We start from the raw sequence: 22,777 nt of genomic DNA on the forward strand, positions 1-22,777 counted from the left end.
CTGCTATAATCCATCCGTTATTTGTAGCCTATTGCTTGCTAACCTATTTAGCTATTTTCTGTTTTAATCACATGAAAATGTTCTCTAAAACAATCAAACATACTGTTACCAGTTTGTTTTTAAAACAATCCTAATCAATTTAGAATTTTTGTTGATTAACTGTTATAATAAACCTACCACCTTTATGTAAGCGTTACAATTACGCATTCTGTTTTTTACTAACTTATTTCACTATTTAATCGGTTTAATCGAATCAAAAATAAATTTAAAGGAAGATGCTCATGACGCTATCATTTGAATTTATCACTGGCGGTCTTAATACATATCATGTACCTTCTTATAAAATGGATCGGCCTTCTGGCGTTCCAAATTATGTTTTACTTCTAATTAAAACACCGGCTCTTTTTACGCTCAATGGTAGAAAAAAACGTGTAGAACCGAATACGGTGATCATCATTGAACCTGGAACCTCTTATAGTTATTTTAATCCTGAAGGTAGTTATATAGACGATTGGATCCATTTTGATACAAAAGAGGTGGTGTTAGAACAAATTGGCCTTCCAACAAATACTTTTATCCGTATTATTGAACAGACAAATATTCATTTATTGGTCCAAGAATTACTATGGGAATATAATTATACGGCTCACCGCATTAGAAGCGAAAATATCTCCCTACTGATTCAATTAATCTTGAATAATATCCTTGTTTCTTACGAATCAAAAGATTTCAAAAAAAATTACAGCCCCTATAATAAGAAACTAAGAAAATTTCGTATAGAAATCCAAGCGAACCCAGAAATCAATTATACTTCTGAAGAAATAGCGGAGAAAATCGGAATCAGCAATTCCTATTTTCAACATCTCTATAAAAATCTATTTGGCATTTCCTTTAGAAAAGATTTCATTCTTATGCGAATCGACTACGCGAAACAATTGATGATCTTGACTGACTACCCCTTAAGCAAAATAGCTGAAGTCTGTGGTTACGCTTCAGAAGTCCATTTTTATCGTCAATTTAAAAAAGTAACCGGTCTGACGCCATCAGCCTATAAAAATTTAGAAAAATAAAGAAGCAATCGATTTATATTGAAATAAATCGACTGCTTCTTTATTTATGTTTTATTTCATCGGTAAACTTTTGTGTAATCAGCTGGGGTCTTGTAATCGCACTACCGACAACGACAGCATGAACGCCTAATTCTAGGCAGCGTTTAGCTTTTTGAGGTGTATCAATTTTCCCTTCTGCAATAACAGGGGTTTGTACTTTAGTAAGAATCTCTTTTAATTTTTCAAAATCATTATCCGCAATGTTCAACCCATTTGAATAAGTTGTATACCCCATCAACGTAGTAGACAAAATATCAAATCCTAAGTTTTCAGCAGTGACGACTTCTTCAACCGTAGAGGCATCTGCCATCAACACTGCATTTTTATATTTTGAGCGAATTTCTTTGATAAAGGTTTCTAAAGTGACTCCACCTGGTCGCGTTTGCTTCGTAGCATCGAGCGCAATAATATCACAACCAACTGCCATCAATTCATCTATCTCTTTCATAGTAGCCGTAATATAGACCGAAGAATCATCATAGTCTCTTTTGACAATCCCAATAATTGGTAAGCTTGTCTGTGATTTGATTTCAGCGATATCTTCTTTTGAATTCGCACGGATTCCTATTGCTCCGCCTTGTTCTGCAGCTACTGCCATTCTGCTCATAATATAAGAGCTATGCAGTGGTTCATCTGGTAAAGCTTGGCAGGAAACAATCAGTCCACCTTTAATTTTCTCTAGAACTGTCATCAGTTTACTCCTTTAATTTTTAGTATCATTCGATTCTATTACAATTGCTTTTTCTTTGTTTAATAAAAAGGGTCTCAAATAAGGGAAAGCATTACCTAACGGCATCATATCCGCATGGATTTTAATCCCTAATGTATGCTCAATATACTCTCTTCTCGCACACATTCTCTCCCACATTTCAGGATATGTCTGTTGAATATCTCTTCTAAGCGTTTCATCTGCGAGAAGTATGCCACCTTCTGCACTTGTGCCAGACATTCCTTTAATTGATGGAATAATATCAACTTGAAATAACATACCACTTTTCAAAAGAACGTCAGAATTTTCATAAATCGGTGAAGCCATCCATTCCTCATCTGCAACGTAATGGCCAGGGTTAAGATGCCATCCAAACTGCTCTTTTGGTAATACATTCTCAATTAGTTGATAAACTTCTTTACCAGACAAACCAACTTTGACAGACGATAACCAAGTAGCTATCGCTTTAAAATATGGATAGACAACTTCTTCAAGGTAGTTCTCTTGTCCAGCAGGTAACTCTGATGCATCGTGCACAGCGAATGCACTTCGACTTTGCAGACCACCTTTATAGCCAACAGTCAAAGATACGGGTTCTCCTATAGCAATGGGTTTGTGCCCAGGATACAAACGAGCTTGTTCAAATCGTTGTCCGGTCGCCGCGATTGTGACTACACTATTTGGCTGACCTTGAGCATTCAGTATTTGACCTATTTCCATTTCAGTTTTACCAATCTCAACCGCTTCTAGTGCTTTTAGTATTTGAGCAGAAGCGAGTGAAGCGCCGAATTCATAATGGGCGATTTCATTGACATTGTTAGTGGTGCGAACACCATTATCGCCAATAAATAGCTTAGTTGCATTTACCAAATGTTCATTGCCGACCTGTTCTCTAATCGTATCGACAATGTAAGCAGGCATATCAAATAGTTTCTCAGCTTTTTCATTCTGACCAGTGAAAAGTTTCCAACCAACCAATCCAATAGTCCCCTCTGTTTTAAATAAGGAACGATTCAAATAGTCCGAGATAGGCCGGTCATCAAATAATGGTTGATTCGGTAATGAGAAATGTGGGCAATGAATCACTTCACCTTTTAACCTTGCATGTTTCTCTAGTTTTAGATTCTCATTTCCAAGTACATAGATGACTCGACCATCATCGTGAAGGATCAATAAAGCTTCTTCGAAGCGAGTCAAGAATCCTGTAAGGTACTCGAAATTCGATCCATGTTCAAGATCTTCGTAAATCACTAGTGTAGATAATTGTTCTGCTTTCATTTTAGCAAGAATACGATCATAACGTTCTTTCATTGTTTGATCTGATAGGGTTACTGGCTCAATGTTATTTTCATATTCAGGTGCTTGTACATTTGCTAGGGTAGCTTTTAATTCACTCATACTTGAACTCCTCTTCAATTAACAATCTGTCTTTAGTTTAACACATGTTTGATTTGAAGAAGCAATAGATTCAATACAGTAAAAAAAGACCTTAATTGTTCGCTTAAATCGAACGCAAACGAGAGATACGTCCGAAAACTACTAGACCATTTAAGAAAATGACAAAAACGAGACTAGGTATTTCCCCCAATCTCGTTCTTTGCACTTAGTATGTTCTGCTTATTATCTAGAAAGATACCTTTGGTAAGCATCATTTCTAATCTCAAGCATTCGATCTAATCCAATATCATTCAATTCCTTAATGAACTCATCAAACTCATCCATGCTTCTGCTTCCAGTAACAAACTTGATTGCTTCTTCTAAGACATAAGTATTCATAACATTATTTAAATTAGCATCTTCTCTTCTTTCCTCAGCAGTCATTGTAATGGCCGCAGGAATCTTGGCTGCTATCGCCTCTTCTTGACCTTCTGACCATTCAAACATCGCGTCATAAGTTGGTTCATCCAATCTAAGCTCGATGAATCTTGCTGCTTGCTCACCTAGACCATATCCTAAGTTCCCAGTATAAAGTGCCAGAGCCGCATCTTTTCCTAGATCATGTTCTTCTATAAAATCTGTGAATTCAACTTCTCCATCTACCTTTTCCCAAGTTTCGCCTTCAGTACCATAGTTCCAATAATTATATCCTTCTTCGGTGAATACCCAGTCTAAAAACTTATAAGCATTATCTAGTCTTTCTTCATCTATACTAGTTGAGATCGCAAAACCATCTGTTACGTACATGTCCTCAACGAATATTGAAGCTGCCATTTCCCCATTTGCTTGTTTAGGATAAGGAATTCCTATCCAATCCGCTCCTGTATCTTCTGTAATTGCTTGATTATTGAATGCTAACAATGTACCACTATTCATGTAAGTCAATCCAATTTCGTCTTGGAATGCTTTTGTATGAAGCGCTTGATCATCCATTGTAACAAAATCAGGATCTAGTAGGTTTCTTTCATATAGATCATTTAGCCAAGCCATATAGTCTAACCATTCAGGCTGAGTCTGAGCCATTTTGATTTCACCATCTTCTAGGAAAAATCTTGCTTCAAACGATCCATGAGCTCCAAATGAACCAGCCATACCCAGGTTCATTCTCCAGTTAGAAAGTATAGAGAATTGAGTGCCATAATTTTCGTAGAAGTTCTCGATAACTGCAGTGAATTCATCTATATTTTCTGGAATAGCCAAATTCTGCTCTTCTAGCCAATCACGTCTGACCATCGGACCATGAAAAACAGTTTGGAAAGGTTCTTCCCTGTAAAAACCAATCATATAATACTTACCGTCGTCCGTTCTCATCGCTCTATCGATCTCTGGATTATCTTGTAAGAATTTCCAATAATTTGGTGCTTTTTCAGGAAGGTCATCGGTTAGATCTCTAATGATTCCTTCGTCGATCGCACGACTAGCTTCACCCATCCAATTATGCCAAATCAAGTCTGGTAGTACGTCTTGCGTAATCATTAAATTATATGCTTGTTCTGTATCTGTTCCCTCGGTAGGAAACTGCCATTCTAAGTTTAAATCTAAATTCTCAGCTAAACCGGTGTGAAATGGAGATTCTTCCGCTGATCCAATAGAAGAATGTGGTGGTACGCCTCCCCAGACCCATAAAGAGTCATCATCAAGATCTGGCTCTGCCATTGTGTCACCTTCTGTTTCGTTACTTCCGTTTCCATCTCCACACCCAGCAATTAACAAAGACCCAACCACGCTTAAAAATAATAGACTACGATACTTTTTATTCAACATCATTTCCCCTCCTAAAAATAGTATTTTTACTGATGAAATAATCATAACCAAACTATGTAAGCGCTACAATATCATAAATAGTTTTTTACTAACCTATTTAATGGTTCTTATATATTTAAGAAATTCTTTTACTGATTTTAACCTTTAATCATATACAGTGGGTGGAACCCTATTTAAATAAAAATCACCACAATGATAAGCAATAGCTACTTTATCATTATGGTGATTATTTAAGTAATATTTTATCATCTTAGTCAATATAAACTACAGATGATGTTAAGCTAAGAATTCTTCTAGTCCATGACGACCATCAGCTCCGCCAATACCAGATTTCTTCCAACCAGCATGGAAGCTTTGATTCGATTAGAAAGTTTTTTTATTAACATATACTTTCTCGCTTTCAAGACCACTTTTAAATTGACTATCGAAGCTTTACGGAACTGGTTGAGTGTCTCTACAAAAAGAGAACCGTCAATGTACGTTTTATACTAGTATACATTTAACTTTATTCCATTCTCTATTTTTTGATCATCTTGAGTTCATTCCGACAAGTTATATACATTCTTTAACTGAACAGTTAAAGGGGAATTATCCTTATCCGTTTCCATCACGTCTTGCATATACGTCCACCATTTCCGGTTGATCTCCGTACGGGGTAGCTGCGCCCATTTTTTTTCGTCTTCTATTTCTAAGTAGCCAAACAATAAATGCTTTTCTTCGTCCAGCCAAATACTATAAGAATGACAACCATATGCTTTAATCGCTTTTTCCAGTTCAGGCCAAATTTCATCGTGCCGTTTTTTGTATTCTTCATGCTTGTCTGGATAAACTTTCATTCGAATTGCCTGTCTAATCAACCTGACACCTCCTATTTTCATGAAGATAGTTAATCTAGATAGCCTTCTCTTGGTACAACGCCAAAACTATCTGCCAGATCCTTCAAGTTCTTATCCGTGATAGAAGCTTTCATTCCGCCTTGAGCTTGAACATGTGTATAGACTTCAGCAGCCTTTTCAACTGTTTCAATCAATCCAAATGTTTCATCCATATTCTTACCAGCTCCATAAATACCGTGGTATGGCCAAACGACTAGTCTTGTTTCTTTCATTTTATCAGCTGTCGCTTTTCCGATTTCATTCGTCCCCGGTACAATCCAAGGAATGGTTGAAATACCTTCTGGAAAGACGACGATACATTCCGTGCATAATTGCCATAACTTTCGGCTAAGTTCTTTTTCGTTTAAGGAATGTGTAAAAGTCATTGCTAATAGATGCGTTGCATGACAGTGCATAACTACTCTATTCTCTGGATCCACACTTAAACGAGCGATATGACTTTGGAAGTGACTAGGCAATTCACTTGTAGGAACTGATCCATCTTCAAATCCCCATAACAGTTCGACTGCATCACCTTTCTCACCTACACGAATAAGGCCAAGATTATTTTCTGGATCTTTTTCAACATTTTTAAAATACTTACCTGATCCTGTAACTAAGAAATATTTACCAGCGAGTGGCTTGGCATCAAACGAAACAGAGATCGTTCGTTTAATATTCGTAATATCAAGATAGGGAGAAACTTCCGATTCTTTAAGGAGCAACGTAATATTGCCACCATTTCTTTCATCCCAGTTTCGTTTGTACATGATTTGCGTGATTTCAGACATTTCTTTTACAAAATAACTTTCTTTGATAGATGCTTTCTTCATTTAGCAAACTCCTTCAACTAACAATTTCAACGATTTGACAATACTTCTTGCTCGTATGCTTTAACGTCATCGTACCAATCTAAGCCAACTGGTACATTATTCTTCATACAAAAATAGTTCCATATATCTCCAAAAGGTAAATCTTTCATTTCTTCCGTATACACTAAGCGTTTTGTGAAATCAAATGCCAATTCAGCTTCTTTGAGCTCTTCAATCGGTTCCAACAAAGCTTTTAACAAAGCTTTCTGGGCATTACGGACCCCAACGACCCATGCTGCGATTCGATTAATTGTCGCATCAAAGAAATCAAGACCAATCGCTGTGCGATCCAATAAGTCATTTCGAACGATCTCTTTCATGATTTCTTGCAGTTCATCATCCATAATGACGACATGATCACTATCCCATCTAACTGGACGACTGACGTGCAACATCAACTGATCACTGAAGAGCGCAAGCGAAGAAATTTTATTGGAAATCACTTCCGTTGGATGGTAGTGTCCGGCATCCATTAAAATCGTTTTGTTTCTTGAAATACCATATCCCATATAAAATTCATGAGAACCGACTGTGTAGGCTTCTGCCCCAATGCCAAAAAGTTTTGATTCAACAGTATCGATAGTATATTCTGGATTGACATTATCTTCGAAGATTTCATCATAAGATTCCATCAACCGTTTTCTAGGTGAAAGTCTATCGATTGGGTTGTCTTTCATGCCATCCGGAACCCAAAAGTTATTAAAACTGACTTGGTCTAGCTCTTTCCCAAAGTACTCGGCGATTTTTCTAGAACGCTTCCCATGTTCAATCCAAAAATCTCTGACTTTTTTATCAGGATGTGCCAACGTATAACCATCCTTGAACATCTTATGATTGAAAAAAGTGGGATTAAAATCAAGACCTAATCCATTTTCTTTAGCCCAACCGACCCACTTCTCAAAATGTCTTGGTTCAATTTCATTTAAATCGATGACCTCATCTGTATCGACATACATTGCGTGCAAATTCAACTTATGCTTACCCGGTATCAGCGAAAGTGCTTTATCGATATCTTGTCTTAACTCTTCGGGGTTACGCGCCCTTCCAACATAATCTCCCGTCGACATGATTCCACCTGACAGTTCTCCATCTGGGTTTAAAAAACCAATAACGTCATCGCCTTGCCAACAGTGCATTGAAATTTTAACTGATTGTAATTTTTCAAGTGCTTTTTCAACATCTACCCCTCTTTCTTTATAACGCTCGCTGGCTTCAGCATATCTGTTGCTCACTTGCTCCGTATTCATCTTCTTCTCTCCTTTATTGACTTGTTGTTGGTTCATACCTTTTAATATCGAATGAATTTGATAGGAGTTTTCGACCTTCTTTTATATCTTTGATTTCTCCTGTTGCAATCATTTGTACGATCACATTCCCTATGGCCGTTGCTTCTCCTGGACCAGCTTGGACATTTTTACCCGTCAAGTCAGCTGTCAACTGATTTAATTTTCCAACGTTTGATCCTCCACCAACTACATAGAGCGTTTCAATGCTATTACCAGTAATCGCTTCGATATTCTTTAATTCTTTATCGTAACTTGTAGCTAAACTAGAATAGACACAATTCACTAGCTCTCCGATCGTTTGTGGAACCGGTTGATTCAGTTCCAAACAGGCTGATCGTATTTCATTGATCATATTTTCAGGGTTCACAAAACGTTGATCATTTACTGGGATGAATGATTGGAAATAAGGTACTTGATCTGCTCGTTCTGCCAATTCCGCAAATGACAAGTCTTCATGGTGACACCTTTTTATTTCTTGTATGATCCAGAGTCCCATAATATTTTTCAGGAATCGATACGTACCATAAGCACCCCATTCATTTGTGAAATTATGTTCTAAGGCTTGTTTAGAATTGATTGGAACAGTCGATTCTATCCCAATCAATGACCAAGTGCCACTAGATAAATATGCCCATGATTTATCTTCAATTGCTGGAACACCAACAACTGCACTTGCAGTATCATGAGAGGCGACCGTTATCACTTCAACTGCTGGAATATCAAACTGATCTGACCATTTATCAAGCACTTTACCTAACCTTTGACCAGGATCAACTAATGGTGCAAATCGTTCTTTGGTAATTTTTACGATATTGAGTAAGTCTTCATCAAAAAGTGAACTACTTAGATTAAGCATTTGAGTTGTCGAAGCATTCGTCACTTCCGTAACTTGCTTACCGGTCAGCACAAAGCCAATGTAGTCAGGTATAAATAGTAATTTATCAGCTTTGTTTAACAGTGATCTGTTTTCAGCGTGTAATTGATACAATGTATTTAACTCTAGGAACTGTATGCCCGTTTTTTCATAGATTTTCTCTTTTGGTATCTGACTTGTCAGTGCTTCAATGCTATTTTGCGTACGACGATCTCGATAGCTGATAGGATCAGCTATTTTTTCACCGTCTTTGTCGACCATTACGTAATCTACAGCCCATGTATCGACCCCTAAATAGGTTTGGTCTATCCCAATAGCTTTGGCTTTTTCGAGACCTATAAAAATCTCTCTGACTAAAGCATCAATATTCCAACGATCATGATGGTTGATTTTTTGAAACCCATTTTCGAATCGATGAATCTCTTCTATTTCTAATTTCCCTTGATTTAACCGACTGAGTATCAAACGACCGCTACTAGCACCGATATCAACAGCAATATAATTGTTCAACGTTTTCACCTCGGATCTTATTAATTGTTTTTAGTTGATTAACCTAATAAATTCGGGAACCACATAATTATGTCTGGGAAATAAGTGATGGCAAGAAGTAACCCTAAAATAGCGATATAGAATGGTATCAGCGGTTTGATCACTTTCTCAAACTTGACTTGTGCCACACTTGCTCCGACGTATAATCCTGTTCCTACTGGCGGTGTAATCGAACCAACTGAGAAGTTCATGATCGCAAATAAGCCAAAGTGAACGGGGTCGATTCCGATTTCTTGAACAATCGGTAAAAATATGGGTGTAAAAATCAAAATCGCTGGTCCAACGTCCATAAAACAACCAACAAATAAGAAAATAATATTGATTATCAATAAGGTAAAGAAAGCATTAGCTGATACGCCTAATACAAGTTCACTAACTGCAGCTGGTATGCCATTCAATGCCATACCAAAGGACATTAACGAAGATGTTGCTAGTAGTAACATGATCGTTCCAGATGTTTCGATCGTTTGTCTAAATAAATTAGGGAAGTCTTTTAGACTAATGGTTCTATAAATCATTGATAGCAACAACGAGTATGCTACACAGACAGCTGAAGCTTCAATCGCTGTAAAGAATCCAGTCAAAATTCCGCCAATGACGATAAAAATCAACAATAAACTTGGTACTGCATCCAGAATAATTTTCACTTTGCTTTCTGTCTGCTCTATTTCAACAATTGGATATTTATTTTTCTTCGCTAAGATATAGCAAATCAATGAAACAATCAGAATCCAAAGTGCACCGACAACATATCCACCTAAAAACAGTGCAGAAATAGATGCCCCACTAACTAATGAATACATGATAAAAGCTGTACTCGGTGGAATGATCATACCAGATGGTGCTGACGCAATATTTGCAGCTGCAGCATATCCTCGGTCGTAACCAGATTCGATTTGTTGCGGTACCAATACACCACCAATTGCTGTAGAAGCAGCAATGGCAGAACTCGACATCGAACCAAATAATCCGTTACCAATCGTATTCGTAATCGCAAGCGCACCTGGAATTCGACCAACTAGCAACATAGAAAATTTTATGAGCCGCGTGGCAATCCCACCATTATTCATGATAATACCGGACATAATAAATAACGGAATGGAAATCAGTGTGAAACTATTTAAACTCGTTACGATTTTTTGCGCCGCCGTAAACATCGTGATATCAAGCGGTAGATTCAAGACGATAATAGAAAGTGAAGAAACAGCGATGGCGATGGCGATTGGAACACCAATAATCAGCAATAGCATAAAGGTTACGATTAAAATAAGTCCAGCTTCAAATGCCACGATTATTCACATCCTTTTCAAGTTCAGTTCTTGTATTCTCATCGACTAATTCGCCGACACTTCTCAAGTCAATTAAATTAATCAGACTGTATAACAAGAAAAAAATACCGGATACGGGTACCGCTAGATAGACGACAGCCATTGAAATACCTAGTGAAGGTGACGTTTGTGCTACGGAAATCATGACACCTCTAATACCACCATATATCAAGACTGTAACTGAGAAAATCATAAAGAATGCATGAATACCTTGTGCAATCCAAAAACGAAACTTTCTATTAAATTTATCCTGAATAAATGTCACGACTACATGGGCATTTCTTCCGACAGAATAAGCGCCTGCCAACATTGATAGCCAAACTAGTGAAAATCGAACAATTTCTTCTGTCACTGTACTAGGATTATTTAATACGGTCCTAGTAAAAACTTGCCAAAGCACAAGCAGTAACATAAAAGAAAGTAAAACACTACATATCATTTCTAAAAATTTATTTAAATACTTTTTAAAGGTCTGCATAGTTTATCTCCTTATATTAATTTTGAGCATCGATTATCGCTTGATAAAGTTCAGAAAATCGTTCATCATTCGCAAAGTCTTCTGCAATCGGTTTAACTAGTTCTCTGAAAGGAGCTTTATCTACTTCGTTAAATTGAACATTATATTGTTCAATTGCTTGTTGTTTTTCATTCTCAATGGCTTCGTTGAATACTTCTTTTTGATATTCTGTTGATTCTTTAGCAGAGGACATAATGATTTCTTGTTGTTCAGGTTTAAGATTTTCCCTCGTTTTGTCATTCATGATAATGATGTCAGGAATTCTAGTATGCTGATCGTAACTGTAATAGTTTGCCACGTTACCATGTCCTGCTGTCACAAGAACAAATTCATTATTTTCAGAACCGTCTATCAGTCCAGATTGAAGCGAAGCATATACTTCATCACTTCCCATGGGAACTGCTGATCCTCCTAATAAACTCATCATTCTAACAGCTGTTTCACTTTCCATTGTACGAATTCTTTTACCAACGAGATCATCAGGTGATTCTACAGGCCCATCCGCCATATAAAAACTACGCTGACCACCATCATAATAAGTAATTCCACTAAAGCCTAAATTACTCGTTGACTCATAAACTTCTTTTGTAATACTTTCATCTTCCATCACCTTAAAGAAACTTTCTTCGTCTTCAAATAAGTAAGGTATACCAAATATGGAATAGGTCTCTGAGAATCCTTCTAATGCTGCACCACTGACTTTTGTAAAGTCGATAGCCCCTGTTTGGGTCAGTTGAATCAAATCTGTTTCTCCACCTAATTGGCTATCAGGAAAATATTCAACGACCATCTCGCCATTGGATTTTTCTTCTACTAATTCCCCAAACAATGCCATTGAATCTTTTACGGGTTGGCTATTACTCGCATAAGCAAATCTAAACACCGTTACATCTTTAGCCGAACTTGTTGCACTACAGCCATTTAGAACTGGGACTGCTAAAAAAAGTAAACATAATCCTATTTTCTTTAACACAGTTTTCCCTCCATTTATCCAGACCAATTTTATTAGTCAAGATGATTTGTTATTAGATAGACAATAAAAATAAAGCGCTTTTATATGATAATCTTACAGGTAAGCTATCGTGTCCTAAATGACGAAAACCTCGATATAAAGTAACCAATTCTCAGATGAAATTCCGTGATATTTTCATTTGATAGAAAATCAATAGCATTAGTTGAAATCGTATACAATTGATTTATAATTAAAGATACAGGAGGTTTTAAATATGCAGGAAATTGTTTATCAGTATTTATATAATTACAATTCAATTGAAAAAAAACAACGTTTGAATGGTGATTTCATTATTGATCTTCCAGAAGAATCTTTTCTTTATACGGATGGAAAAATGGTTCTCAAAGACCAATACTTTTTAAAAAATGATCAGATATACATAAGTAAACACAATCGCTTCGCCAAATATCCTGAACACACTCACCAGTTTCTAGAGGTCAATTATATGCTTAAAGGAGAATGTCGCCAGACAATCAATGGCGAACAAAAAATATTAAAAGAAGGCGAACTACTATTATTAGATTATGGCTCCACGCATGCCATCGAACCGTTAAGAAATGAAGATATCCTGATCAATATTATCTTTCCGCAAACCCGATTTGACTTAAACTGGCTTAGTCAGTTAAACACGCAAGATAGTAGTTTATTTCAATTTTTAGTACATGCAGTTTCTGAAAAATCAAAAGGTCAATATATTATCTTTGAAAGTAGTCATAATCAGTCCATCAGATTCATTATGATCCAAATGTTGAACAAGTATTTTACTGAATCAACATTTTCAAATGAAATCATTAGTTACTATTTACCTATCTTATTTATGGAACTTGTTGGAAATACAAAGTACCGCTTAGATGTCACACCTAATGATGATCACACAAATAAGGTCATCATTGAAGTCCTCAAGAAAATTAAGCTAGACTTTAAAACGATTTCCTTAGAACAACTAGCTAGCCAATTAAATTACAGTAACAATTACTTATCTGAAATCATCAAAGAAAAAACAGGCAAAACATTCGTCCGCCTCGTTACGGAAGAGCGACTCAAAAGAGCTAAATTCTTGATTGAAAGTACAAACTTGCCGATTGAAGAAATCTGCCAAGCAATTGGACTTCAAAACAAATCTTACTTCTATCGTATCTTCAGAGATATGTATGCTGTGAACCCTGGAGCTTATCGAAAATCAAAAGCACAAGACCTTTAAGAGCAAGGCTTGTGCTTTTTTATTTGTCTCGATCAAAATCAGATTTTCAATCACGTATTCATGCTGAATCAAGTCTAAACGTCAGTTATTGAAATACTCATTTCTTCATCTTTTATTTATGCATACGTGTAAAGATACTCAGATAAAGCAAGAATCGCCAGCGATTGGCCATATGGCATCGTTGTAATCTTAACATTACGGTAATAATCCAAGTCATCTTTAAGCGCTGTACCGATAGAAACTTTTTCTAGCTCGCCTTCTTCATTAATGTTATTCAACAGACCTTTAATGGCTTTTTCAGCCATTGGTAGATGGTCTTTTGATAAATAACGTTTACGAACACCTTTCAAAATACCGAAAACGAATCCTGCTGTGGCTGATGCTTCAAGATAGGAATCCGCTTCGTTGATTAGCGTTGGCCATAGGCCACTCTCATCTTGATACTCGTGTAATGCTTCCACTTGTCTTCTCAATGTCTCTACTAAAAATTCATAGAAATGATCTCCCGCTTTTAGATTCAGGATATCGATGATTTCTGGAATTGCAATCGTTGCCCAACAGTTCCCCCGTCCCCATAGGGCTTCTGCGAAGTGATGGTGTCCTTCAAATGTCCAACCGTGATACCATAAACCTGTTTTTCGATCAGATAAATATTTGATGTGTAATAAGAATTGTTTTTTCGCTTCTTCAACGTAATCTGGACGATCTAATAATAGACCAATTTTAGCTAACGGCAGTACCGTCATCATCAATGTATCTGCCCATAACTGATTTGTGTTCGGTGGACCATAGGTCATATGTTGTAGGCCGTTCTCGTCCGTACGTGGCATATCATACATAACCCATTCAGCCCACTGTTCTAAGTAAGGCTTAAATTCTGTTTTATTTTCTTCTTCATAGATCATGGCCATCGTAAGCAACGGCGCCATTGTATTTACATTTTTTGGAGGAGAGCCTTCCAATAATCGTTGCTCAAACCATTCATCTAATATTTCCTTAGCTTGGCTATTTTTTGTCAGTTTATAGTAAGCATGTAATCCATAGAGTCCTACACCTTGAGGCCAATTCCATACGTGCCAGCTTTTATCATCAATCATCATCCCATCAAGTTCAAATAAGAACTCTCCGTTTACGTCGTTGATATTTGACAGATTGTGCGCTAGTCGATCAATCTGTTCAACAATAATTTCTTTGTTCAATTCAGTCTGCATTCTTTTATCCATCCTTTATCTCTTATTTTTCAAGTGAATTTAAAAATTTTATACTTTGATCAATATGAGGCTCTTGTGTTTCTTCAAGTAAAATGGGAATCCAAGGTTTTTCACGCTGTAAGGTTTCAATAAGATATGGATAATTCATTTCTCCTTGACCAACAGGCATGATCTTCAACTCACCATCTTCTACTTTAAAATCTTTTGCATGGATAACGGTTATTTGATCTCCAAACAATTCAAAAGCTTGATCAATGATCGCTTGTTGCTTCTCTTCACTCGTATCCTCTGGGTACAGATAATTCACAACATCCAATATGACTTGAAGATTATTGGATTGAATATCCACCAGTAATCTATGCATCATCTTTGGTGAATAGATTGGATGATTGATGCCCCCTTCTACTGCAATAATCACACCAAACTTTTCAGCTTCTGCTACAAGTTCTTTCATACTAGTCAATACTTTTTGATAAGCGTCTTCCGTATAATTTTCTGTTGTGAACTGTATTTCAGGAAATACACCACCCGTTTCAGAAGCAACTGTTGCTGCATTAAAATCACTAGCATATCGTATATGTGTCTTAAAGAAATCTAGTGCTTTCCGTCTTTCTTCTTCATCTGGATGAATCATATTGATATAACATCCCAGCACCATAATATCGATTTGCTTACTGGAAAAGATTTGACCGATTTTTCTAGCTAATCCAACATTGAACATACTTTTTGTCAGCATTACTTCTTTAAAGGATTTTAGTAAGGCCAATTGAATAGAGTCGATTGACTTATTCGCTAATGTGTCCGCTAATTCTTCAAGTGATTCATTTTCAATATCATGGGCTCTTATCCCAATATTCAATGACATGCTTCATAGCACCCTTTCTTTTTTGTGAAATCATTAACAATATTATAAAGCAGATTCACTTCCTTTTCTATATAGATAAAACAATTTCTTTATAGGAAAATTTAAAATTCAAAAACATTTCAAAATTACTATTGTAGTCGAAAAATCATTCTGCTATAATAAACCAAATTTCTTATTTAGAAAATAAATTAACTATATAGAAAACCTCGGAGAAGGAGTCATTAAAAATGGTTCAAAAACAAGCTTACGGAAGTGTTTTACTGAAAGCAGATGATATTCTAGAATTTTTATCTAGTGATGATAGCCAACATAGGCTGAGTGAAATCGCCCGTCAAACTGGACTAACACCCCCTACTGCTTCAAAAATCTTGAATACATTATTACTGATTGGTTACGTACAAAAGGATCCAGATACCAAATTATTTAGCTTAGGACCTCGCTTACTGAAGTACGCGAATAAAAGTTTACATCAATTGAGCATCAAACGAATCGCCCAACCGTACTTGGAAGATTTACAAAGAGCGACAGATGAAACCGTTCATTTAGGGCTTCATGAGTTTGGCTATATCAAATACATCACAAAAATTGCTAGTAAGAAGCCTGTCTCCTTATATAGTGAAATCGGTAAGTCAATTCCGCTATATTGTTCTGCGATGGGTAAAGCTGTTCTAGCGGATTTGGAAGATGACGATATCGCCTATTACATTGAGAAAAACGAATTGATTCCCAAAACAGAAAATACAATCGTTACAGCTGAAAGACTCTTTGATGAAGTCAATCAAGCACGCATTGATGGTTTTGCTTTCGATAATGGTGAACATGATTTAGATGTATTCTGTATCGGCTCTAGTATCACAGTGGGTAAGACGAATTATGGTGCAATCAGCATCAGTTTACCTAAGTATCGCCTCTCTGAAGAAGTACTGGACTCATTAAAAAGTAATCTTTTACTCTATAAAAAAAAAATCGTAGAATCTCTTCGTTAAGAAACGATAGCTACCAAGTCCGATGACTTGGTAGCTATTTTTTGTATTTGTTACCTTGTCAACCATCCACCATCAACAGCCAGTACATGACCATTAACATAATCTGATGCTGGACTTGCCAAGAAGACGACCGTTCCCATTAACTCAGATGGATCGCCCCATCTTGCTGCTGGAATACGATCAACGATTTCTTTATTTCGTTTCTCATCTGCTCTAATGGGCGCTGTGTTAGCAGATACAAAATAACCAGGCGCAATCGCATTGACCGTTACATTATGTTCAGCTAATTCATTTGCAAAAGCTCTTGTCAAACCCTGAACAGCATGTTTACTTGCTGTGTAAGAAGGGACAAATTTTCCGCCTTGGAATGACAACATTGAAGCAATATTGATGATTTTTCCATAACCTTGTGAAACCATATGTTTCGCAACTCGTTGACTCAAGTAGTAAACAGAGTTTTGATTGATATCGATTACTGCTTGCCAATCTTCATCTTTATACTCTAGTAATGGTGCACGTCTAATTGCACCAGCATTGTTCACTAAAATATCAATCTTACCGAATAATTCAACCGTTTTTTCAACCATCGCTTCCATTTGATCGATTTTTGTTAAATCGGCTTGATAAAATTCTAATCTCACACCAGTCGGCTCTACGAGAGATGTCACTTCCTCAACATTATTATCAAAGGTTGCGACCATCACATCAGCACCAGCTTTTGCCAACGCAACGACATAGCCCATACCTAAACCAGTATTTCCACCTGTAACAAGTGCAACTTTACCTTTTAACGAAAACATATCTAAAGAAAAATCTTTTAAATGATCTGACATTTTCTATTCCTCCTGTATGAATGATTATTTTAAGTCTGCCATGTCTACGTGATCCATATCATCATATGTGATGTTCTCGCCACACATTGCCCAGATAAACGTATAGTCTGCTGTTGCAACACCACAGTGAATTGACCAGCTCGGTGAAATCGCAGCTTGCTCATTTGCCATGACTAAATGACGAGTTTCATCCGGCTCACCCATAAAATGGAAAGCTCTCGTATTTTCATCCATGTTGAAGTATAGATAGACTTCCATACGACGATCATGTGTATGTGCAGGCATCGTATTCCATGTACTACCTGGTTCTAGAATCGTATAGCCCATCTGTAACTGACAACTTTCACAGTTATTTGGATGAACATATTGATAAATTTTACGCTCATTCAATGTGCTTTGTTCACCTTTTTCAAGAGGGTTCATCGTATTAATATCTAATTTTACTGTTGGATAAACTTTATGTGCCGGCGTTGAAACAACATAGAATTTTGCCGGTTTGTTTGGATCTACAGAGTCAAACGTTAATTCTTTCGTCTCTTTCCCAACATAGAAGCCATCGCGATTATTGACATCATGTGTTTCGCCATCAATGACAACTTTGCCGTCGCCACCAATATTGATCAAGCCAAGCTCTCTACGTTCTAGGAAATATTCTACTCCTAGTTCTTTATCTAGCGTAATAGATAACGTTTTACCAGTTGGAACCACACCACCAAAGATCATACGGTCATGATGGGTATAAGTTAAAGTAACTTCACCTGGAACAAATAGTTTTTCAACCATGAACTGCTTACGCAATTCATCAGTCGTTAGTCTTTTAACGTCGTTAGGGCCAGTAGCATATCTTGTTTCCATTTATACATTCCTCCTGTAATCTGATATTTCCTATTTGGAAATAAGTTTTTCTTATAAGAAACTATATTCAAAGTATAGTAAAGCGATTTCCTTATTGCAAGTGTTTTCTTTTAGAAAAATCAATTTCCATATAAGAAATAAAAAACGTAGAAGATCCAGAATTGTTTCTGAATGCTCTACGTTTCGATTGCTTTTTATTATGCTTGTTTAAGTTTAAAATTATAAACTGCGCCTATCAAGTTTGCATCATTTTTAAACATACAAACGTCTAATAGTGGCTTAAAGATATCAAGTTCTAATTCTTCCATTAGGATCGCTATCTCTGAATTTAACTTCTCTAGCAAGTCTGGTCTACTAGACACGCCTCCACCGATAAGAATGACTTCAGGGTCAAAGGCATAAGTAAGATTAAATAGTCCAATAGATAAGTATCTATAAAACTTCTTAACTTCTTCAATAGCGACATCATCACCACGTTCAGCTAAGTCAAACACTGTTCGACCATCTATCGGCATGGCTGTCATATCCATTCGCTCATTGTATCTCTTAGCCAAAGCAACAGTCGTACCTAACTGACTGAACGTTTCTTTCTCATTCAACAACATGATACCGAATTCTCCACCGAATAAATGCGCACCACGTTGAACTTTTTTTTCCACGATTACAGATCCACCGATACCTGTTCCAATCACAACAAATAACACATTCTGCTTCTCTTTAGCTGCGCCTTTCCAAACTTCTGCTAAAGCTGAGCAATTTGCATCATTTTCTATCGAAACGGGCAAAGAAAACAGTGTTTCTAGTTCATCATATATCGGAAAATGATGTAGATAAGGTAGCGCACTGATTCCTTCGATTGTACGCGCTACTTGATTTACAGCACCTGGAGAAGAAATCGCTATACCATCTAACTCGTATTGTTGCACGAATGTATCTTTAATAGTGAACATAACATTTTTCATTTCTTCCCAAGTAGACGGTGATTCAAAACTACTTTTTTCCACGAGTTCCTCTTTTTCCCAGATAGCATATTTCACAGATGTACCGCCAATATCGAATACCAATAAAGCCATTTATCATCATCCTACTTTCTTTTTTTATCTTGAAATTAAATATTCTTTATATTTTTCCTCTTAAATCTGCAACTCCGCTAAAAGAGGATAATGATCTGAAGGAAGCAGGCCTTCTAGCCCAGTTTGAATCACAACGGTAGAAAGAAATGAAACGTTTTGATTCGAAAAAATGTGATCGATTTTCTGGTTAAAAGAGACTTCACCATAATTATGAAAAGTATCATAAATCACACCTTCGTCATCACTATAATGCTTGATTTTTTTATCAGCGATTAGCTGCTCAAGAGCTTCTTCCTCAAGGGTTGCGTTAAAATCACCAAGTAAAATGGATGGATTATTTTCTTCTAATAGGGTTTCTTTGATTATTTCGATACTCTTTTCTCTAGCTTGCTTTCCGTCATTATCCAAATGTGTATTATAAATGGTCAATTCTTGAGAAGGATTTGCTAGTAGTCTTAAGGTTAGACTCGCGCAAATTCTTGGATAAGTGGCATCCCAGCCAATAGATCCTAAAAGATGTGGTGTCTTTGATAATGCAAAGGAACACGACTGAACGATTGAGAGCTTAGAGGATTTCACTAAAATAGCACATTGTTCAGCTTCAGGTTCTAATGTTCTTGGAAAAGTTTGAAGTAGATAGGCTTCTCCTAATCGTTCTATAAGTTCATTTAACATGGCTTGTGTGCCTTCTTGTGTCGCTATAATATCTGGAGCAGCTGTTTGAATAAGCTCCACAATACCGGCTTTTCTATTATGAAAAGACCTAACATCTCGACTATCCACACTATCTACCCATAAATTAAATGTCATAACTTTGACGATGGCCATAAAATCTCCCTTTCATAAAACGCAAAACAAAGTGTAACCGTTATCTTCAGCCATTCTACCATATATGCTCACAAGTTTTGAGTCTTTCTTTTTAGTAACAACATAAATAGCCTCAGCTAAGTTAGCGAGGCTATTTATCAATCTAACAGTATTTAATAAGGCGGTTGGTCTGTTAATTCAATCGTATCTTTAACCGTTCCTTCAGTCTCAAAGATAACGATTTCGTTTTTACCTGTTTTTAAAAGAGGCCCTGGTAAATACAATTTAAATTGAGGACCAACTTCCCAAAATCGTCCTAGATTGAATCCATTGATGAAGACGACACCTTTACCCCATCCAGTCATATCAATAAATGTATCTTTTGATTCTTCAACAACTAATTCAAATTGACTAAAACTAGGTTCACCTTCAACATAATCATATGAGTAGTCTACTTTATCAATATTATCTAGCGGAAGACCGAAGTGCTTCCAACCATTTCGAAAGGCACCGTTAACTAACACACCATCAACGATTCCTTTTTGCTGATGGATCATGTTTTTACCATAATTAACGCGACCCATGTTTTCGACTAAGAGACTCAATTCATTTTCATCATCAGTCAACTCAAAAGAAACTTTCTGTCCAAGTTCTCGATCATACTGCGTCAATTCATGCTGGCGATTAATATAAACTTTCGCTCGATCATTCGCTTTAACTAATTCAAACTCTTCAATCTTACGTTTCTTGCCTAAATCATTTTGATAGAGCACGTAACCAAAGTTTTGATCTAAATCTTCCATAGATAGAGTAGACATATCAGAAACGACATCAGCCAAATTACTCAGATTATCGAATAAGCTTGTTCTCGAATGAATTGACAGTTGCCCATAAGCTTTCTTTTCAACTGTTACCGGTATTGTTGGGATATTATAATCAACATGCTTTTCTATTACTGATCTAAAGGCTTTATACTTCTCAGTTACATCGCCCCACTCCGTGATGGGTGCATCGTAATCATAAGAAGTAATATCAGGTGTCAGTTCATCGTAGTAGTTAGAACCATTTGTAAAGCCAAAATTAGTACCGCCATGTATCATATAAAAGTTGATATGTCCTACTGAAAGAATCGCATCAATTTCATCAACTTGTTCTTCGTAGGCTGTATGTTTATACTCATCATCCCCCCATGCTGTAAACCAGCCGTTCCAGAATTCCATGACCATTAAAGGAGACTCTTTATCATGAAACGCTTTCAATTTACCGAAATGTTCTTTGCTTCCAGAACCAAAATTAGCTGTCGGTAAAGCTACCTCTGGGAGGGTACCATTCTCGAGCATATCCATCCATGTTCCATCACTGGTGACTAACGGCACATCAACACCATATTTTATCATCATATCAGCCAATGCCTTCAAGTACTTTTTATCATTACCATAGCTACCATATTCATTCTCGATTTGCATCATGATAATCGGACCTGATTTTGTTATCTGCAAATCATCAATTTCTTTTAATAAATGTTGATAGTAACGATCTACTTTTTCAATGAAGGGTTGATAATAGGTCCTGAATTTCATATTTCTGTCTTTTAAAAGCCATGCGGGCAAGCCGCCAAATTCCCATTCCGCACAAATATAGGGTGCTGGTCTTACAATGACATATAACCCTAATGATTGTGCTGTTTCGATATACTTTTTAATATCATACATATCTTCGAAATTGTACTGACCTTCCTTAGGTTCATGCATATTCCAAGGGACATAAGTCTCTACCGTATTACAACCCATCGCTTTCAATTTAGATAATCGATCTTCCCAGTACTCGGGTACGATTCTAAAGTAATGTAACGCTCCGGATACTATTTTAATTGGACTACCATTTAGATAAAATGTTTCTTTGATTTCAAACAAAATTTGCCACCACCTTGGTTATTTAATAACTTTTAAAAAGAAAGGCCTTACAACCTATCTTAAATTATGTCATGACTGAGCGAATAAGGCAAACATTATTTAGTAAATTTTCTTTAATTAAGTAAAAAAAACAATGAACTGATTACCTTTTACTGATCAAAAAAAGTAATTTCAAATTGATATAACTACCTTTTTATCATTTTTTATTTTAGTATAAATCTTTTAAAAGTAAACTTTCAATCTTTATACGAGATTCTAACGTTAGTAGTATTTGCATTGTCATTTCAACTATGTTAGTTTGAATAGACTAAGCTTTAATAATTAATCAATTATTTTGTTAGTGAGGTGAACGCTTGTTTAAAAAGCTTTTTCAATACATACTATGGCAAGGTATTACGCCACCCAAAACCACTGGTACTAAAATTTTTCTCGTGGTATATTGGATTTTTATTTTATTTATTAGCTTCTTTCCTTTAGGATTCATTTATCTATTAGACTTTAATATAATCTATAAGTTGCCTTTGATGGCTTATTTAGCAATCAGTCTCTTACTCACTGGTGCGGCTCAAGAAATTGCAATGTTAGAAAGCAAGACTTTCTCCGGTAGAGGATGCTTTATGCTGTCGATAAAGTATGCCTTTCCTTTCTACTTATTGTATGTTTTATATTTCTTGAATCATCAATATAAGTTTAAAGCATAA

Annotated in this window: 21 protein-coding genes; 4 read left to right on the forward strand and 17 right to left on the reverse strand. The window is 36.3% G+C overall.

All coding sequences use genetic code 11. From position 1 onward, the window contains the following. Positions 1-281: 281 nt before the first annotated feature. The gene (locus J5J05_RS07290) at positions 282-1,070 is read left to right on the forward strand and encodes an AraC family transcriptional regulator (protein ID WP_208560023.1); all 789 of its coding nucleotides are present in this window, start codon (positions 282-284) and stop codon (positions 1,068-1,070) included. Positions 1,071-1,110: 40 nt separating this feature from the next. Here the strand turns inward: J5J05_RS07290 and J5J05_RS07295 are convergent, their stop codons facing one another. The 10 genes from J5J05_RS07295 to J5J05_RS07340 all read right to left on the reverse strand — a co-directional run bounded on the left by J5J05_RS07295 (position 1,111) and on the right by J5J05_RS07340 (position 12,293). Continuing rightward, positions 1,111-1,800 (reverse strand): N-acetylmannosamine-6-phosphate 2-epimerase, encoded by a 690-nt coding sequence (locus J5J05_RS07295; RefSeq protein WP_208560024.1) that lies wholly within the window; start codon positions 1,798-1,800, stop codon positions 1,111-1,113. Between the two features lie 12 nt (positions 1,801-1,812). Next, entirely contained in the window at positions 1,813-3,216 is a 1,404-nt protein-coding gene (locus J5J05_RS07300; RefSeq protein WP_208560025.1) for a M24 family metallopeptidase, read from the reverse strand. A 222-nt stretch (positions 3,217-3,438) separates the two neighbouring features. Continuing rightward, positions 3,439-5,019, reverse strand: coding sequence for an extracellular solute-binding protein (locus J5J05_RS07305; protein ID WP_208560026.1), 1,581 nt, complete (start codon positions 5,017-5,019; stop codon positions 3,439-3,441). Positions 5,020-5,558: 539 nt separating this feature from the next. Further along, positions 5,559-5,876, reverse strand: coding sequence for an L-rhamnose mutarotase (gene rhaM, locus J5J05_RS07310; protein WP_208560027.1), 318 nt, complete (start codon positions 5,874-5,876; stop codon positions 5,559-5,561). Positions 5,877-5,905: 29 nt separating this feature from the next. Then, a complete protein-coding gene (rhaD, locus tag J5J05_RS07315; RefSeq protein WP_208560028.1) occupies positions 5,906-6,727 on the reverse strand; it encodes a rhamnulose-1-phosphate aldolase in 822 nt (273 codons plus the stop codon). Positions 6,728-6,753: 26 nt separating this feature from the next. After that, on the reverse strand, positions 6,754-8,013 hold the full coding sequence (gene rhaA / locus J5J05_RS07320; protein ID WP_208560029.1) for an L-rhamnose isomerase: 1,260 nt from the start codon (positions 8,011-8,013) through the stop codon (positions 6,754-6,756). 13 nt (positions 8,014-8,026) lie between these two features. Beyond that, positions 8,027-9,436, reverse strand: a complete 1,410-nt coding sequence (gene rhaB / locus J5J05_RS07325) for a rhamnulokinase (RefSeq protein ID WP_208560030.1) — start codon at positions 9,434-9,436, stop codon at positions 8,027-8,029. Between the two features lie 38 nt (positions 9,437-9,474). Continuing rightward, positions 9,475-10,764: a TRAP transporter large permease gene (locus tag J5J05_RS07330; protein ID WP_208560031.1), complete on the reverse strand. Its 1,290-nt coding sequence runs from the start codon at positions 10,762-10,764 to the stop codon at positions 9,475-9,477. Beyond that, positions 10,754-11,281: a TRAP transporter small permease gene (locus J5J05_RS07335; protein WP_208560032.1), complete on the reverse strand. Its 528-nt coding sequence runs from the start codon at positions 11,279-11,281 to the stop codon at positions 10,754-10,756. Before J5J05_RS07335 ends, J5J05_RS07330 begins: the two co-directional genes overlap by 11 nt. A gap of 16 nt (positions 11,282-11,297) precedes the next feature. Then, the gene (locus J5J05_RS07340) at positions 11,298-12,293 is read right to left on the reverse strand and encodes a TRAP transporter substrate-binding protein (RefSeq protein ID WP_208560033.1); all 996 of its coding nucleotides are present in this window, start codon (positions 12,291-12,293) and stop codon (positions 11,298-11,300) included. Positions 12,294-12,546: 253 nt separating this feature from the next. On the opposite strand from J5J05_RS07340, the gene J5J05_RS07345 reads away from it, so the two are divergent. Next, positions 12,547-13,533, forward strand: a complete 987-nt coding sequence (locus tag J5J05_RS07345) for an AraC family transcriptional regulator (RefSeq protein ID WP_208560034.1) — start codon at positions 12,547-12,549, stop codon at positions 13,531-13,533. Between the two features lie 116 nt (positions 13,534-13,649). Here the strand turns inward: J5J05_RS07345 and bglB are convergent, their stop codons facing one another. Next, the gene (gene bglB, locus J5J05_RS07350; RefSeq protein ID WP_208560035.1) at positions 13,650-14,756 is read right to left on the reverse strand and encodes a beta-galactosidase BglB; all 1,107 of its coding nucleotides are present in this window, start codon (positions 14,754-14,756) and stop codon (positions 13,650-13,652) included. 10 nt (positions 14,757-14,766) lie between these two features. Further along, entirely contained in the window at positions 14,767-15,609 is an 843-nt protein-coding gene (locus J5J05_RS07355; protein WP_208560036.1) for a sugar phosphate isomerase/epimerase family protein, read from the reverse strand. Between the two features lie 227 nt (positions 15,610-15,836). On the opposite strand from J5J05_RS07355, the gene J5J05_RS07360 reads away from it, so the two are divergent. After that, positions 15,837-16,595: an IclR family transcriptional regulator gene (locus tag J5J05_RS07360; protein WP_208560037.1), complete on the forward strand. Its 759-nt coding sequence runs from the start codon at positions 15,837-15,839 to the stop codon at positions 16,593-16,595. Between the two features lie 50 nt (positions 16,596-16,645). Here the strand turns inward: J5J05_RS07360 and kduD are convergent, their stop codons facing one another. The 5 genes from kduD to J5J05_RS07385 form a co-directional block, all read right to left on the reverse strand. After that, on the reverse strand, positions 16,646-17,428 hold the full coding sequence (gene kduD / locus J5J05_RS07365; protein ID WP_208560038.1) for a 2-dehydro-3-deoxy-D-gluconate 5-dehydrogenase KduD: 783 nt from the start codon (positions 17,426-17,428) through the stop codon (positions 16,646-16,648). Between the two features lie 24 nt (positions 17,429-17,452). After that, positions 17,453-18,283: a 5-dehydro-4-deoxy-D-glucuronate isomerase gene (kduI, locus tag J5J05_RS07370; protein WP_208560039.1), complete on the reverse strand. Its 831-nt coding sequence runs from the start codon at positions 18,281-18,283 to the stop codon at positions 17,453-17,455. Between the two features lie 197 nt (positions 18,284-18,480). After that, entirely contained in the window at positions 18,481-19,356 is an 876-nt protein-coding gene (locus J5J05_RS07375) for an ROK family protein (protein WP_208560040.1), read from the reverse strand. 60 nt (positions 19,357-19,416) lie between these two features. After that, positions 19,417-20,184 (reverse strand): endonuclease/exonuclease/phosphatase family protein, encoded by a 768-nt coding sequence (locus J5J05_RS07380; RefSeq protein WP_208560041.1) that lies wholly within the window; start codon positions 20,182-20,184, stop codon positions 19,417-19,419. A gap of 152 nt (positions 20,185-20,336) precedes the next feature. Beyond that, on the reverse strand, positions 20,337-22,076 hold the full coding sequence (locus tag J5J05_RS07385) for a glycoside hydrolase family 35 protein (RefSeq protein ID WP_244244660.1): 1,740 nt from the start codon (positions 22,074-22,076) through the stop codon (positions 20,337-20,339). Positions 22,077-22,600: 524 nt separating this feature from the next. Between J5J05_RS07385 and J5J05_RS07390 the strand changes: the two genes are divergently transcribed. Beyond that, positions 22,601-22,777, forward strand: coding sequence for a hypothetical protein (locus tag J5J05_RS07390; protein ID WP_208560042.1), 177 nt, complete (start codon positions 22,601-22,603; stop codon positions 22,775-22,777).

It is taken from the genome of Marinilactibacillus kalidii (genome assembly GCF_017599325.1).
GTDB lineage: Bacteria > Bacillota > Bacilli > Lactobacillales > Carnobacteriaceae_A > Marinilactibacillus > Marinilactibacillus kalidii.